This is a genomic window from Pseudoalteromonas sp. OF7H-1, assembly GCF_022347825.1.
GTDB classification, from domain to species: Bacteria; Pseudomonadota; Gammaproteobacteria; order Enterobacterales; family Alteromonadaceae; genus Pseudoalteromonas; species Pseudoalteromonas maricaloris.
Genome location: NZ_JAKRFX010000023.1, coordinates 1 through 16,148, shown reverse-complemented (window position 1 = coordinate 16,148; position 16,148 = coordinate 1). Strand labels below are relative to the sequence as shown.

The window sequence follows — 16,148 nt, the reverse complement described above, 5'->3', positions numbered from 1 at the left end:
CCTCATTGAAATATAATGTAAGGGAGGTACGCCTCCCTCCTCTACGGAACTGTATGACATGTCAGGAACTAATACACAAAATTTCCGATTAGTCGACGAGCTAAACAAAACCGTCACTAATAGCTTAGTAACCACATTCGGCCTGGATTTTTTACTTTTCGAAGACAAAAAAGGCGGTGATATCGCGACGATCCATAACGCTCGTCAGCACCAAAAAGGCGACACGGATATTTACATGTCCGATAGCGTTCAACAAGACTATGCTAATAGAGGTGACTACAAACCTGTCAAACGTGATGCTAATGGCAACATCATGACCGACGGAAACGGCAAACCCAAAAAGGAAGATCTTTACCATTCACACCCGAATTATAAGGTCAAGGGCAAAGAAGACAAAAAACTGCAACAAGGTGGTGAGTTGGTTGATGAGTACCGTGGCAAAACGATGTCTAGTAATGAACAGCGCCAACTCGACCATATCATCTCATCCCATGAAGTCCATGACGATGCAGGAAGGGTGCTTGCTGGCCTTAGCGGCGTAGAGCTTGCCAACCAAGACTCAAACTTTCAATCGACCCACAATTACATCAACAACCTCAAGTCAGATCACTCAATGGATGAATTCCTGACCACTATCGTACCAAAGACAATCGAAAACAAGCGCAAGAGCATAGAAAAAGACAGGCAACGTTTAAAATCTATGCCAACAGAGACTAAACAGCAACGACATCAAAAACGTCAGTTAGAGAGCAAAATTGCCAAACAGAACGAGCAAATTGAGGTTCTTGAGAGTATTGACGAAGACAAAATGCGAGAAGCCGACAAGAAGGCAAGACAAGAGTACGATAAGCAGATTAATTTTACCTACTACACCAGCAGTAAGTTCTTTAAGAGTACAGCGATGGAATCTGGCAAAGCTGGATTGAAGATGGGGGTAAGGCAGGCATTAGGGCTTGTTTTTGCTGAGGTCTGGTTCGAACTAAAAGATGCTATTCCTCAGGCTCTCAAAGATACAAACGGTAACTTTACCCTGGATAAATTTCTTGAGAAGCTAAAAGCCACCGTTCAAAACATTTGGAACCGGGTGAAAGTTCGATTCAAAGATATCCTGGACGAATTTAAAAGTGGAGCATTGGCGGGCGCTTTGTCTAGCTTAAGCACAACCATAATGAACATCTTTTTCACCACTCAAAAGTTGATTGGCAAGCTCTTGCGAGAAACCTGGTCTAGCCTAGTCTCGGCTGCCAAGATCCTGTTCTTTAACCCCGAGAACCTCGGCCCAGGCGCATTGGCACGTGAAGTAACACGTATCTTATCGACAGGTGTCGCCGTTGCCACAGGGGTTATACTCAACCAACAACTTGCGTCTTTGATGACTTTCCCTCTTGGTACTGAACTTGCTGCTTTCATTAGTGCAGTTGCAACAGGTTTAATGACAATAGGTATCACCTACTTTTTAGATCACAGTAAATTAATGCAAAAAGTCTGGGCATTCCTCGATCAGTTTAAATCAGAAGCTAGGAAAACATTAGAGTACTTTCAGAAGGTAAACGCTGAGCTCGACCGATATCTACTTGAGCTTTCCAAGGTTGAATTCAATCTTTCGCCAGAAGAACTGGCTAGTTTTACTAGTAGTTTGGAGTCCATTAGTTGTGAACATGAGAGAAGCCTTCTGTTATCGGCTGAGATAAGTAAACGAGAGGTAGAGCTACCGTTCGAGTCAAACAACCTCAATAGCACCAGAGCATGGTTAATGAACTTATGAACAAGAATCTAGCCCCCTTCCCGTGTTACTCATGTGGAAAGTGCTGTTCGAATGTACACTTATCACAAGAAACAAGTAGTTTGGATCGAGGTGATGGCACCTGCCGTCACCTCAATATCGAAAATAAACAATGCAGCATCTATGATACAAGACCGGATATATGCCGAGTGGAACTACAGTATCGGAAAAAGTACTCTTCTGCCTACACATGGCAGGAGTTTGTTGAGATAAACCTCTCAATCTGTGAGAGGTTACCTGATAGACTAAATGAATAGCCCCTAAAGTTGCCGGCTCAATTCACCTACATCGTAGTCACTAGCGTTTTAGTAGAAGACGCGTTTAGCAAGTAACGATAAGCTTAACTAATGTAAGGTGAGCACTCTATCAAATAGGAGGGTTATTGCTCTAAAACATAATGGGCAAAAGCGAGTTAGTGCTGAATGTCCGCAAATGACAAAAGAATAAAGAGAGCTAACAAACGGCTCCGAGCGATAACCAACAGCCGCGTCATTTGTGTAAATGCCGTGAGCGCCAATTGTGGCACAAATCCCACTCAGGCTGGTTACGCCTGAGCCGAGCGTTAATGAATAGTACAACATGCTTACGTTTCAGGGAGCATTAACAGGCTAAGTCGGGTTGCTTCTAGTCAGATGGTGGCGCTGCACGCTTTATCCCGATCTACGTCAAAAGGTAGACTGGCTAAGCCGAAGATGCTACTCAACAAATCAAGTTAAAACTGATTCAAATTAATACTTATCACTTTAAGTGAATTAGTTTAAAAGAATTTAGTTTAAAAGAACTTAGCCCAAATCTAGGCTGACAATCACCGATTGAAAAACAGGTAACTGTCAGGTCAATGTTGCTTAGGAATAAACTGCTAGGCGACAGTCAAGTCTGAGCTAGTACATCTCATTTATGGTTAATTTAATGGCTGGATTAATTGCCTATACCTTCAAGCTAAAAAACCGAGGCATAAAAGTGACTCGGCTTTAATTCTTATGCAGATCTGAGGTCAACTAAACTAATGTTTTACTCATCACTACCACATCAACGCCTCGGTAATTGACGTTTTCGAGCGGTTGCCAGCCGAGTTTCCGATAAAGTCCACCTTCTGGGTGTTCTGTTTGTAAATATAACGTTTTGACACCGAATTTAATGGCTAACCGCTCCGCTTCTGTCACTAAGCGTGACGCCAACTGCTTTCCACGATAGGGCTTGTCCACATATACACCACCAATCCAGTGCTCTTTATCTGTATAGATACTCATTTCATGAAATTTAAGCTGCACGACTCCTGCGATTGTGTCGCCATCAAGTGCAACGATTACACAAGGAATGGCTGACTCGTTAAGGTAGTCTAAAAGCTTTTGCTCAAAACGCTCTACAGAAGCCTCTTCAACTATGCTCCCCCACTCGTCAAAGTACCACTTAGCAATAATTGATATCAGCGCTTTGTGCTGCGCTAAAAGTTCAAATTCCATTTTAATTGCCTCAAATCATAAAAGCGCGGATACGTTCGCGCGCTATGCAGTAAAACGCTAAGCTTAACGCCCCGGAATGGAGGTGAATTCACAGTTTCGCTTTGCTTCATCCAAATTTTTTTGCCCTTGAATTACAAAATAATCAAGCTTCGCATCGATTAATATAGCCTGACGCGCAGGGTTATTATCATCGGGGTTCCAACGCCACTTTCTTACAGCCTGAAGTGCGCTGATATCAAAAACGCCCTCGGGATAACTGCTGGTAATTTTATAGCTTCCCACTCTCCCATCAGGGGTTATACCTAACGTCAAAGAAACACATCCCGATATCCCACCTTTGGCCGCCTCTATTGGATATATGGGTTCTATCCGACGTTTTTGAATCCAATAACCATCCGCTTGAGTTTTGATGGGTAAGTGTCGCATATCTACATAGCGAATATGTTTTAGCTCTTCAGCTGTTAACGGCACAGAAGTGTTACTAGTTTGACATCCAGAGAGTAGTAGCAACGCCAGAACGGTTATTCTTTTCATGTCACATTTAATCCTTTAAAATCAAGCACTGTAATTAGTTCCCTTTTATAGGTCAAGCTTCATAAACTCAAGTTAATTTCTATTTAACTGGAAGTTTAGAGCTAACTCATTGTTTTAAAATCACCTTAAATTATTTCCTTATCTAGCAACTCAGGTTATTTAATTGATAGATATAGATATCGTGCTTTTCACTGCCTATATCCAAAAAGGCTTTTAAACGAGTTTTGCGTCTCATCCCTAACTTCAGCATCAACCGCTGCGACTGCAGATTCTCAACGGCGCATATGGCCTGAATGGTATCTACAGAGAGACTTTGAAAAGCCTCCTTTATCAGTGCTGTTGCGGCTTCGTCCCCATACCCCTTGCCAATTTCGGCCTCAGCTAATCGGAAGCCAATCTCACCGACCCGTTTTCCTGCATCGACATATTTAAAAACGAGTTCACCAATAAGTTGAGCTTCTGGCTTTTTAACGATCGCAAGGATCAAACGCTCATCGACCCCACCTTTCCAAGGCTGGCAAGCTTGAATTAGCCTCTCTTTTGCCGATTCAAACGTGGCAGGCGCACCGATATATTTTGACGTATTTGGGTTTTTCCGATGACTGTAAACCGCATCTAAGTCATCCATTGTCATTCGTCTTATGGATAAACGTTCTGTTTCAAACTGCATTGTTATTTTTCCCCAAACATAAGATCACATACATAGTCATCAGTCTCATAGATAAACGCTATGTAGCAGAAGCTCTGCATTCTATTACTCTTTACAAACCGGCATAAGGACAGTGCGTAAATGCCGCCAGGTCATAAACAGTAACAGCGCACAACCAAAAACGAGTGCCGCAAGTGACTCAACGCCACTTAGTAGCCATCGGTTGACTAACCAAGCCACGCAAGAAAAAAATAACAGCTCGACCGCGCCGACTAGCGCATTTGCTGTTCCTGCTTTCTCTGGATGTAAAACGCCAATAAGGTGCATGTAACTTGGAAAATAAGCGCCAAATACAAACATAATCGCAGCATAAGCAAGCAAAACAGCAAGCGCACTACCACTTGCAAATAGCAGCAATAACACGCTGACAACGAGCGCAGGCCAAGTCCAAATCACGATATCTAAATAAGCGCGCTTACGCTGCAATACCTTAGTTAATATTGACCCTATGAGTAAACCAAACATGGGGATCATCATCGCCTGACCTATTGCGTTGGCTTCCAAGCCAAACTGCCTTGCTAATAAAAACGGTAGATACAGTTGAATGGTAAGATACAAAAAAGTAGGCAACCACTTGAGCGACGCGAGGGAAATAAACGAGCGATTTAACAATAGACTTTGATATTCATTAAAGAGCGCTTTTGGCCGTAATGACATAGTAATTTTACTGCTCTGCTGCATAGTTTTATAGCCATAAATCAGTATCAAAATATAATAAGCAAACGCAAACCATGACATCCCCTGCCACCCTACCCAGCCAGATAACACCCCAGCCAAGAATGGACTACAAATAGCAGTAACACTCACCGACATTGATAGCGTCGCCATCGCGCTTTTAAGTTCACTACCTGATAATCTAGCAGCAAGAAGCGTTCTACCAATTAACACCGGCGACGCAGCACCAATGCCTTGCAACACTCGACCGATAAAAAATACCTCGGCGCTAGATGCAATCGAACAAAAAACCGTCCCTAACAGCAAAATACCCAGCCCACTAAAAAATAAAGGTCTATCACCAAACTTATCTCGTAGCGGCCCGACCAGCAGTTGCGCAGCTCCTAGTGTAGTGAAATAGCTAATTACTGCTGCTTGTCCTTGACTAGGCGTAAGCTGTAAGGAATCCGTGATATTAGGCAAAACAGGGATGTAGATTTGGCTTGCGATTTGAGAACAAGACATCAGCAAAACAGCTAAAAACACAACTTGAAACACGTCAACCCCCTTGCATTTACTGAGGATGATTTTATCGAGCTTTTAATATCCAAAAAACAAGGTAATAATAAAAACACTTATTCTTACTAGGAAACAATTAATGGATTGGCTAACCGGAGTGCGGAGTTTTAGCAAAGTTGTAGAGTTTGGCAGTTTTACTCGTGCCGCAGATGAAGAAGGTGTTTCAGCATCTGCAATGAGCAAGCGAATTGACTGGTTAGAACAGCAGCTTGGCTTAACGCTATTTATTCGTACTACTCGCCAAGTCAATCTCACTGAGGCTGGGGAGCACTTTTTACCGAAGGCTTCTCTGTGGCTAGCCCAGTTTGAATGTTTAACAGATCACGGACAAGCACTGAATCAAGCGCCATCTGGTAGCTTAAAAATCGCTTCAACACTCGCGGTAGGCAGCACCATTTTAATGCCAAATATAGCTTCATTTTTAGCCCAATATCCCAAATTAAAAATTCATCTTAATGTCATCGCCCCTGGCGCGCACCCAGATCTTACTCACGATTTAGTGATCACACGTTACTATGAAGCTTTTGACTCAGCCTCTCATAAAGGCAGTAGACTCATTGATTATCAAATGCAGATCTTTGGTGCTCCTCACTATCTCAAACAGCATAAGTCTATCAAGTCCCTTGATGATCTGCGCCAACATAAAATGTTGTTAAGCAGTTATTACCACAAACTAGGCGGGATTATTTTAGAAAATGGCGACGTCTTCCAATTTGACAACTATAACTTCGTCTCTGATCAACTTGACGCTATGCTGACAGCAGCAGTACAAGGTTTGGGACTGGTATTTATTGCGCCTAGCTATGTGAAAAGGGAGCTCGACCAAGGTTTACTCATACCTGTATTACCTGAAGTAAAATCCGAAACAAAACAATTATGGGCGTATTATCCCAAGACAAACTACACCCCCTATAAAACCCAACTTTTTATCGAACACCTTAAAAATCACCTTAACTCAAAAGAGTAGAGAAGACTGACTTTCACATCTGTTCACAATTCAAGTACAAAAAAAACCTCTAAAGATTTAGAGCCATATGGTAATTTAGGGTGTTTACTCAATTTTGTACTACTAATCAGTACTAACCGAGTATTTCGCTAAATAGTGCTATACGCAATAACTTTAAAGGACTAACAATGAGTTTTAATCTCTTTAAGAAAACCACACTGGCAACGCTAGTCTCTGGGCTAGCAGCAATGAATGTACAAGCAAGCCACCCGCTTAGTTTAGATACCATCACTAACCCAAAAATAGATTGTAATACAAAAATTGAATTACTAATGGCAAATGCTGAAAATGGCGCAAGTGACAATTTATTGCCCGCCGAAGCTATGTTGGATGTACTCAATACCCACTGCTACCAAGAACAAAAAACGACAACTGAAACTGAACGAAACCCGCCAGAGTTAAGATCAATCCAGTTGAGCTCCAACTCAGTTAATGTCAACGACGGTGACAAAACCGTTGATATTACATTAAGGTTTTATGATGAAAGCGGTGTAAAATCCTCACGCGTTTATTTATCACCACCAACAGGCTTCAGTTGGGGTGGCAATAAATCTGCAGCCGCTGCTAATTGGCAGAAAACGGACGAACCGGGGGTTTACGAAAGTAAGGTTAGTTTCACTTTCACGGATGCTGACATCAATGGAAAATGGTTTTTAACCCTAGGCCATATACTTGATGTAAACAACGCTGTTCGCTTTTGGCTGCGCGAGAGTGAAATTGAAGCAGCAGGCTTTAACCCACATATCATCGTCGCGAATGATAAAGTCTCAGAAGGCGTTAACCCTGAAATAAAATCTATTACCATTTCTGACACTGAAGTTGATGTAAATACAGGTGATAAAACGGTAAATATAGCCATAGAAGCTTATGACCACTCAACGATGTCTAAAGGTGTAATAAGGGTTTCACCACCTAGCCAGTATAAATCACTTGCGATAAAACAGGCTGAGTCATCTGATTGGCAAGAAACCGACGTCGAAGGGGTGTATCGTTCGAATTATTCATTTACCTTTACAGATAAAGCGTTGCCAGGTGAGTGGTTTGTTGCCTCTGCGATGCTAACTGATAGCAATGGAAATATTGGTGCTTACAATCGAGGCCACTTTAATAAACTAGGCTTGCCTTCCGCTATCAATGTTAAAAATAAAACTGAACTAGATATTGTCCCACCAAGCATCGACAATGTCGCTTTTTCGTCACATCAATTGACCTCAACTAATAATGAGCAAAACGTTACCTTAACTGTCACTGCCTCAGATATTTCTGGTATGGCCAAAGGCTACTACTCTCTCAGGGCACCGGACGGCTCCGAGGCAAAAGATAAACTATTTACCATAGAACAGTGGCAACAAGGCAGTGATCAGAATACGTTTGTTGGCACTACAAGCCTAAATTTCAGCAAAGATGACTTGCAAAAAGGTCAAGGTGTTTGGCAGTTAGATGCCAACATTCAAATAGATTCTGCTGGCATTTATAGCCAAGGTGCAAAAGCACGAGAATTAACAACGTTAGGCGCCACACCTTATATCTTTGTTGATGAAGAACAGATCAGTAAAATCTCAGTGAAAGATATAACGGGAGCAAAACAGGTAAAAACGGGAGCCAGCAATCGAGTTACACTGGAAATATCTGAAAACACACTGTCCAGTTTACCGCGCCGATTTGATCTCTACCCCGATGCTGACGCCGCAGTCAAATTTGATTTCCATTCTATAGATCAAGGATATACAGTTAACTGCATCGACCTGAGTAACAGTCGCTTCTGTAGTTTTTCTGGCGCGTCTGATATTAAATCTGTTCAAGTTTCATTTACTGTAACGCCAAACGAAGCTGGCGTGTTTGCACCCACTGTTCGCTTTTCATCAGAAGCCCCTGAATTAGACTACACAGACAACAAAGTCGCATTTCAGGTAACAAGCTATGAACCACAGCAATTTAGTGTCGTGTTTAAGAACTGGGATGGAAGCGTGCTTTCTACTCAAACTATTGAAGAAAATAGTGCTGCAACGGCTCCTCAAGTTCCGCCCCGGGAAGGTTATACATTTACTGGCTGGAATACCGGCTTTAATAATGTCAATCAAGATCTTACCATTACGGCACAATTTGAGATTAACAAGTATCAAGTGAAGTTTGTGGATTGGAATGACACCGTCATCAAAGCAGCAGAAGTTGCTCATGGACAAGCAGCAACGCCGCCCACTGAGCCAAAACGAGATGGTTATACATTTACCGGTTGGGATCTAGCTTTTGACCAAGTCACCAGTGAGCTGGTTGTAAAAGCACAGTACAAAGCGAACTCAACGCCAACGACGACCGATAAGGGAGATAAAGGCAGTTCAGGTGGTGCGTTAGGCTACTTCTTTATTCTATTGAGTAGCGTCATGGTTGCAATTAGACGCAGAATATTACGCTAGCGCTAACCTAAAATCAGGTCAGCAGTATCAAGAAGTTTCTTATGTCGCTGACCTGTCGCTGATTTAACCGAACTCAATAGGGATCCCTTGATATAGCTAACCGACATAATTATACACTGTAAATTACGGAACATAATGTATCTACCGAACACTCGTACAAGCTAATTCAGTTTATCGAATTTAAAAGCCATCAAACATAACCAAACATCGAAAGCCACAGTACTCCTTAGGATTAATCATGAATACCATGATACTAATCTGATTTTTGCGACTTTTTGAATAGAACACTATATGCTAACATGAATACTGAAAGGATTTCTAACTAGCCGTCTCGGACGAGTATACAGTTCTAAACCGTGTAGTAACTTTCCCCCAACAAATAACTTATAGTAGGAGATGCAAAAAGAATGAACGCGCTTTCCGATGAGACACTTCTATTGAACGCTTTGAACAATGGTCCAGATCTGCCATCTGAAAATTTCGAATTTAAGTCAATATTTTTGGATAGTATTCTGCCCGATGCAGAGAATGCAAGGTTTTTTCCCGCAATAGCTATCTCTGATACAGACGCGAACGCTTTTATAAATCGTAAAATTACGAAAAGTCAGCTTGCAAAGCAATATGGTGCAGATGGCTTTATCCTTATAGGTAAATCTGTTTTACTGAATTGTTTAACATATGGAACTACTGATTGGAAAAAGGCAAACGAGTCCATCGATTCAATAGTAGAGTTAGGTGAAAACATAATCGAATCAGACCTAATTCAAGCTCCCACGGTATACCCTCTTGATTCAGACGGTAGATATAAAATTGTCACTGGACACCGCCGGTTTTTCGCCTTGTTATATGCAAACGGGAAAGGTTCTGCGGCACAATTTAAAGTATACGATAGCAAGCCATATTTACTTAAAACGAAACAGTTTGTTGAAAATGCTAGCCGTGAAGATTTGAGCCCATATGGAAAGCTACAAGCATTTTCTGGAGCTATGCATGAACTTGATGCTCTAAATAACGCAAGGTTAAAGCTTGGAGGGAAGAAACTAACAGTTAAGCAATCCGCGTCAAAATTGGGGATTTCCATGGGAGCATTTGACAACTACAATGTTCTGACTCGTTATTCAGCAGTCGCTGAATCATACAAAACTGGGCTGAAAAAAACTTTCATTAACGTAAAAAAAATTGTTTTAGATACAGAAAAGGAATATCGACACCAATACGGAAAGAAGCAACTAAACATCGGTGATAAAAAAGAAATCAACAATTTGTTAGCCAAAAAGCTAACAGGAATTGAGCAGTCTCTTCCAAAAGCACCTGAGAAAGTTAAATTAAACTTTAGTTTAAGTCCAACATCCATAAAAAAGTTGCTAGAGTTGAATATTTTTAAATTAGATACAGGCATAAATTGGCTAGAATTAGATTGGAATGACGGAAATCAAATACAAAAAGCTATAAACCAAGTAGTAGAGCTCCTACAAAGTTCTGACAACGTAAATGAAAATCCAATTTCCGGCTAACTTAACGCATATTTTAAAACGGCAAACCTAGCTCAAAGTTCTTTGGCAGTCAGGCTTATTCTCGCGAAACTGCAGGTTTGGAACTGAGCTAGTAGCCAAACAAAATCAGTTTTTCAAAACATGGAGTGTATCAATTCATATGAAATGGATAGTTTGGTCTATGTGTCTCCTAACTTATTCATAAATCATAACTAAGCCTGCCTAACATTCTGTGAGTTTCTTAATTCTTCTTTTACATATATTTTTGAAACTTCCTTAGGGCTAACCATTATTCCCTCCCTACCATCAGAAATCCCCAACCTGTAGCCCGCAGCATAAGCATTTTCAATTGCTTTATGTATATTTACCTTGGAAAAATTGTAAGCTCGACCCATTTTTTAATATCCTTTTATTTCATCATATTGTTGCATAGGACGTAATGAAAAGTAACATTGACTCCAAAGATATACAAGACATTTTGTTTAAAAAAAGAAACAAAGAAAACAGCCAAAAAATATAAAATCATCATAAATAACAAAATAAAGGCAATTTTAACCCAAAATTAACCAAATAAAGCGAATAACTGTTCAATCTTACTCGTCTTTATTATTTGCCAATTGATACTTCATAGCATATCCCAACCAATACAAGTACCCAAAAAAAGAACCACAGTTGAATAAAATTAAATTAAATAAAGTACCAAATACCCCATTACTATCTACGTAAGGGGCAAAACAGAAGTATTGATAATTGTAATTCCTAACTCCCGATAGCATGCGCAGATTTGAGCTTTTTCGAGTAGTTAGAGCTTACTCTTGGTCTTAATATATGAATTTACCATTCTTAGAGTTTTGATAGATTTGTCATTCTTAAAATCACCATCGCGTCTTAATTTCTGAATGAAACTATTTCAGCTTGTAACTAAGTTATTTTTGTATAGAGCCCATGCGATTTATTTGTATCTGGGCTAAGTTATGCTTATTGAATAATCGGATTAAAAGACTGCCCACTCCATTGCAGTTAATGACAGGTTAAAAAATTGGTAGCCTCACAAACAATGGGGATTACCCAGAGTGTGTAAAGCTACTCTATGCTATAAGTAAATTATGCAACATTAAAAGATTGTTACCTGAACATAGCATGCCTAGCCAAACTATTTCTCTCAATAATTATGAAGAAACGTACCCAGAACCAGACTCCCAACCATTGATATCATAGCTACTCATACATTTATCCACCAAAGCAACCATGCCGTCCATATTTTTTGAGTTTCTAGAATGCCTTAAACATTGCATTTTTACTTCTTCAGCACTGCCCGCATAATTTATCTCATATAACTCATGACGCCCGCCAAATTCGGTTCCAATTGCATCCCACATAAGCTTTAAAACCTTAATTCGTTCTAAAGAGCTAATATCGTTAGAGCCCCGTACATACTGCTCTAAGTATTGATTTAGGTAATCATTTTTTATATCCATATGTCCAGATGGAAGGTAAATTAAGCCACTTGCAACTGTCGATTTTACAATGTTTACGATCTCACTGTATGCCTGTGGCGCAAAAACTCGATACGCATGCAATGCATCTCCATTCGGCAGAACAGCTCCAGAATGCCATGACTCAGTATTTGCACTCATAGCTCTAATACAAGACCAAAACATATTCCTCCAAGCTACGACCTGCCCTAATTGAGCTTGAACTCCCCTGTATTCCAGTGTACCAGTGCACTCTAAAGACTTATTTAAAAGCCCAACAAGAAAATCTAGCTTTGTTGCAAACCGTATTGCTCCTTGCATTGGAAACAACCTACCGAACCCCCCCTCAGCAAACCATCGACGACAAGTGTCTACATCTTGATTTATAAGTATGTTGTTTTTTGGTATGAATACATTATCAAGTATTAAGATTGCGTCGTTTTCATCAAACCTGCTAGATAAAGGGAAGTCAAAAGGATTACCACCATTCTTTGCTGCTAGCTCATATGAATTACGGCAAATTAACTTCATTCCCGGAGCATTCATACTACATATGAACATGAGTGCCATTTCAGGATTTTCACCCATGACTTGAGCAGAACCTTGGCCAATGAACGTGTAGTGCGTTAATGCCGAATTGGTTGCCACAACCTTAGCCCCACTAACCCAAATCCCCTCACTAGTTTCCTTTTCGACCCTCACATATACGTCTTTTACTTGATCTAGCGGTTTATGACGGTCAATAGGTGGATTGACTATTGCGTGATTAAGATACAAACATGATTCTTGAATACGTTTATACCAATTCTTAGCATTTTCTTCATACTCTCCATACCAAGATGTATTTGCGCCAAGCACATTTCCAAAGGCAGCTTTATAATCAGGAGTTCTTCCCATCCACCCAAAAGTAAGCTTAGACCATTCAGCAATTGCTTCTTGCTGCTCTTTTAGTTCATCGGAGCTCGTGGCAAATCGAAAAAACTTATGTGTATAGCCACCATTACCTGTATCCGTATTCCAGCAAAGCTTGCTCTTTAACTCTTCATCATGCAATGCATCATACAATTTAGCCATGGACCTAGCCGAGTTTCTAAATGCTGGATGGGTGGTTACATCTTTTACTCTCTCACCATTTATGTAAATTTCTCTATCATCTCTCAAGCTGGCTAAATATTCTTCACCGGTAAAGGGTCTATTACTTTCCTTTTTAATATTTTCAGGCCACATGTTCATTTCTACTCCTAGTTATTATTTTAGTGATACTTTCTGCATTCTCTCCTTCAAGCATTGAGAAATGATCTCCGCTTACAGCCATATAGTCTAAATCTGTTTGAAAAAAGAGCTTCTCTAAGTACTCTTTGTAAGATCTTTGACAAAATGAGCTCTGATTAGCAAAAATAAATGTCACTGGCTCTTTCACACTTTCGTCTGGTTTATACTCATCAAATAAATTGGCTTGATGTTGGTATAATTCTAGTAAATATATAGGTGCAACCGTTGAGCTCCTCTCAATTAAAGGAGTTTGTACTTTTGTCTTTTTAAACTTAGCACTCTTCTTTTGGTTAGGTTGATTAAAATAGGTATCTAACAATATTAGCTCCACTTCAACGTTCAGTTTACGCAAATATGTTGATAGTTCAAGGGCCAATACGCCCCCATAGGAGTGGCCAACTAGCGTTACCTTTTTATCTTCTAAACTAAATAAATACTCTCCAAATGCTTCTACATTCTCACCAATCGTTTGAAAAAAGCCTTCGCCTGAATTCATACCCACATGTCGAAATTCACCAACATTAAACCCTTGTGATTTTAGATCTCTCGTAATATGGATAAAGTCCCTACATGTACTGGCCGCACCAGGTATGAATATATAGTTTTCAGATACACTTTTATCAAAACTTAACCATGTAAAGAGTGCCGAATCATCTTCTGTATTGGCTTCAATTAGAGCTACTTGAGATTTTATTGTGGTGTTACCAAAGAGCATCGAAAGGCTCAGGTTTTTATTCAAGCGCTTGTATATCAAATCCGCTAGCTTTGCTAGTAACAGAGAGTGTCCACCTAAAAGAAAGAAATCAGTGTTGATGCTAATAGTTCGATAATCACGCATTAAGACTTCTGCCCATATAGAAACCAACACTTGCTCAATATCAGTTTTTGGCGCCTCAAACTCCAGTTTATCCATAAATAAATTGCGGCTTATATTCAATAATTCATGTTTATTAATTTTACCATTTGGAGTGCTCGGCCAAGTTTCAACTATCGCTATGCCACTAGGGATCATGTAACTTGGTAATGTCAGGGCTAGTTTTTCTTTAATTTTATCAACAATATCTAGTCTTTCATTGCTAGTATCATCTAACTTAACATAAGCGACTAACTGAGTATTGCCATCACGCTCTTGTGCTAAAACCATAGTCGAGTCAATCATACTTAACTGTGAGAGCGTATTCTCAATTTCACCTAGCTCTATCCTAAACCCTCGGATCTTTACTTGGTCGTCTATTCGGCCCAGAGATTCGACATATCCACTTGGTAGATAGCGAACTAAATCACCTGTTCTATACAATCGCGATGAAATGTTTGAGTCTCCATTTCTAAATGGATTCTCTATAAAACGCTCCATAGTTAACTCTTCCTTATTGAGATACCCCCTTGCTACCCCTGCTCCTCCAATGTATAACTCTCCGATGGCTCCGGAAGGAACTAATGTTTGACCCTCACCCAAAATATAGTATTCCACATTAGCTATTGGCCGCCCTATTGAATACTTAACTTGAGAAACACTGCTTGTGACTGAAGCTTCTGTCGGGCCGTACACATTGTATAAATCCAGTTTCGGTGATACTAACTCATATAGCTTTGAACTTATACTTTCTCCACCGGAGACTACCCTTCTTAAATACTTCGAATTCAGGCATTCACCTAAGGTCAGTAAATGCGAGGGTGTACTATCTATATGAGTTACTTTGTTTTCCTCTAATAACTTAGATATCTCTACAGGGGACAGTAACGCTGCAAAAGAAGGAATGACAATGGTATTAGACGTCAATAACATACAGAATAATTGCTCTACCGCTGCATCAAATGCATAGTTGGCAAGTAATATACCAACTTCCTTTCCATTATATTCAAACTGGAACGTATTGATTTGCGAGAGTATCAAATTCACGACCGATTTGTGCTCAACCATCACGCCTTTTGGTTGTCCCGTTGACCCCGATGTATAAATTACATATGCCAAATGACTTGAGGTAAGCCCTATCTCCTCCCTATCTAGGTTCTCTTTACTATAATCCGCACATGCATATCCCGTCGTATCCGCCATCCCATCTAAGCAAAGGACTGCACCTGCAAACTCTCCCAGTACATCCCGCTCTTTCGTACCGCTCAACACGATATCAACCGCTGTATCTGCTAATAAGTAACTCAGTCGCTCTGCCGGATAATTCGGATCTAAAGGAACATACGCCCCCCCTGCCTTCAAGATACCCATTATCCCTATCACCATCTCCAGTGACCGCTCTATACACAACCCAACCAATGTATCCGGCCCTACGCCATGCTCCAAACGTAGGTAATGCGCTACTTGGTTCGCTTTCTCATTCAACGCTCTATAACTTAGTGTACGACCTTCAAATACCACCGCCGTCTGCTCTGGCGCATTCGCTACCTGCTCCTCAAATAAATCATGAATACAGGCCATCTCTGGGTAAGGCTGCGCTGTGTCGTTTAATTCATACACCAACTCTTCTACTTCTCTTTCCGACAACATCGCTAAGTTGGATATCCCTACCTCTGTATTCTCGCCTACCTCACTTAACGCTTCTAATAATCGGCATAAGTGACTATTTAGCTGCTCTATATGACGCTCCGTAAACAGTCCCTTATCATAGGTCCAGCGCAACCCAACTCCCGCTTCATGTAGAGTTAGCTCTACGTTTAAATCAAACTTCGCTTGGATAAGCGATGAATCAAACTCTGTGATTTCTACTCCCGGTAACTGGAAACTTGCCCCTTCAGCTTCTCCATATAAAC

The 16,148-nt window shown here is 40.5% G+C and carries 11 protein-coding genes; 4 read left to right on the top strand and 7 right to left on the bottom strand.

The window, feature by feature from the left end:
* Positions 1-58: 58 nt before the first annotated feature.
* Complete coding sequence (locus MHN30_RS21335; protein WP_239361064.1) at positions 59-1,765, top strand: hypothetical protein; 1,707 nt, start codon at positions 59-61, stop codon at positions 1,763-1,765.
* A 1,016-nt stretch (positions 1,766-2,781) separates the two neighbouring features.
* Here the strand turns inward: MHN30_RS21335 and MHN30_RS21330 are convergent.
* The 4 genes from MHN30_RS21330 to MHN30_RS21315 all read right to left on the bottom strand — a co-directional run bounded on the left by MHN30_RS21330 (position 2,782) and on the right by MHN30_RS21315 (position 5,668).
* Positions 2,782-3,246 carry a GNAT family N-acetyltransferase gene (locus MHN30_RS21330; RefSeq protein WP_239361062.1) on the bottom strand — a complete coding sequence of 155 codons (465 nt, stop codon included), beginning with the start codon at positions 3,244-3,246 and terminating at the stop codon, positions 2,782-2,784.
* 63 nt (positions 3,247-3,309) lie between these two features.
* Positions 3,310-3,780, bottom strand: coding sequence for an energy transducer TonB (locus MHN30_RS21325; RefSeq protein WP_039491296.1), 471 nt, complete (start codon positions 3,778-3,780; stop codon positions 3,310-3,312).
* Positions 3,781-3,922: 142 nt separating this feature from the next.
* Entirely contained in the window at positions 3,923-4,450 is a 528-nt protein-coding gene (locus MHN30_RS21320; protein ID WP_239361061.1) for a GNAT family N-acetyltransferase, read from the bottom strand.
* A gap of 84 nt (positions 4,451-4,534) precedes the next feature.
* Positions 4,535-5,668: an MFS transporter gene (locus tag MHN30_RS21315; protein ID WP_239361060.1), complete on the bottom strand. Its 1,134-nt coding sequence runs from the start codon at positions 5,666-5,668 to the stop codon at positions 4,535-4,537.
* Between the two features lie 133 nt (positions 5,669-5,801).
* On the opposite strand from MHN30_RS21315, the gene MHN30_RS21310 reads away from it, so the two are divergent.
* The 3 genes from MHN30_RS21310 (at position 5,802) to MHN30_RS21300 (ending at position 10,656) form a co-directional block, all read left to right on the top strand.
* Positions 5,802-6,689, top strand: coding sequence for a LysR family transcriptional regulator (locus MHN30_RS21310; protein WP_239361059.1), 888 nt, complete (start codon positions 5,802-5,804; stop codon positions 6,687-6,689).
* Between the two features lie 167 nt (positions 6,690-6,856).
* Positions 6,857-9,142 carry an InlB B-repeat-containing protein gene (locus tag MHN30_RS21305; RefSeq protein ID WP_239361058.1) on the top strand — a complete coding sequence of 762 codons (2,286 nt, stop codon included), beginning with the start codon at positions 6,857-6,859 and terminating at the stop codon, positions 9,140-9,142.
* A gap of 407 nt (positions 9,143-9,549) precedes the next feature.
* Entirely contained in the window at positions 9,550-10,656 is a 1,107-nt protein-coding gene (locus MHN30_RS21300) for a ParB N-terminal domain-containing protein (protein ID WP_239361057.1), read from the top strand.
* A 191-nt stretch (positions 10,657-10,847) separates the two neighbouring features.
* On the opposite strand, the gene MHN30_RS21295 is transcribed toward MHN30_RS21300, so the two are convergent.
* The 3 genes from MHN30_RS21295 to MHN30_RS21285 all read right to left on the bottom strand — a co-directional run.
* Positions 10,848-11,030: a hypothetical protein gene (locus tag MHN30_RS21295; protein ID WP_130165927.1), complete on the bottom strand. Its 183-nt coding sequence runs from the start codon at positions 11,028-11,030 to the stop codon at positions 10,848-10,850.
* Positions 11,031-11,804: 774 nt separating this feature from the next.
* Positions 11,805-13,343 (bottom strand): 4-hydroxyphenylacetate 3-monooxygenase, oxygenase component, encoded by a 1,539-nt coding sequence (gene hpaB, locus MHN30_RS21290; protein WP_239361056.1) that lies wholly within the window; start codon positions 13,341-13,343, stop codon positions 11,805-11,807.
* A partial coding sequence (locus MHN30_RS21285; RefSeq protein WP_239361055.1) for an amino acid adenylation domain-containing protein occupies positions 13,327-16,148 on the bottom strand: 2,822 nt, incomplete at its 5' end. The genes hpaB and MHN30_RS21285, both read right to left, overlap by 17 nt.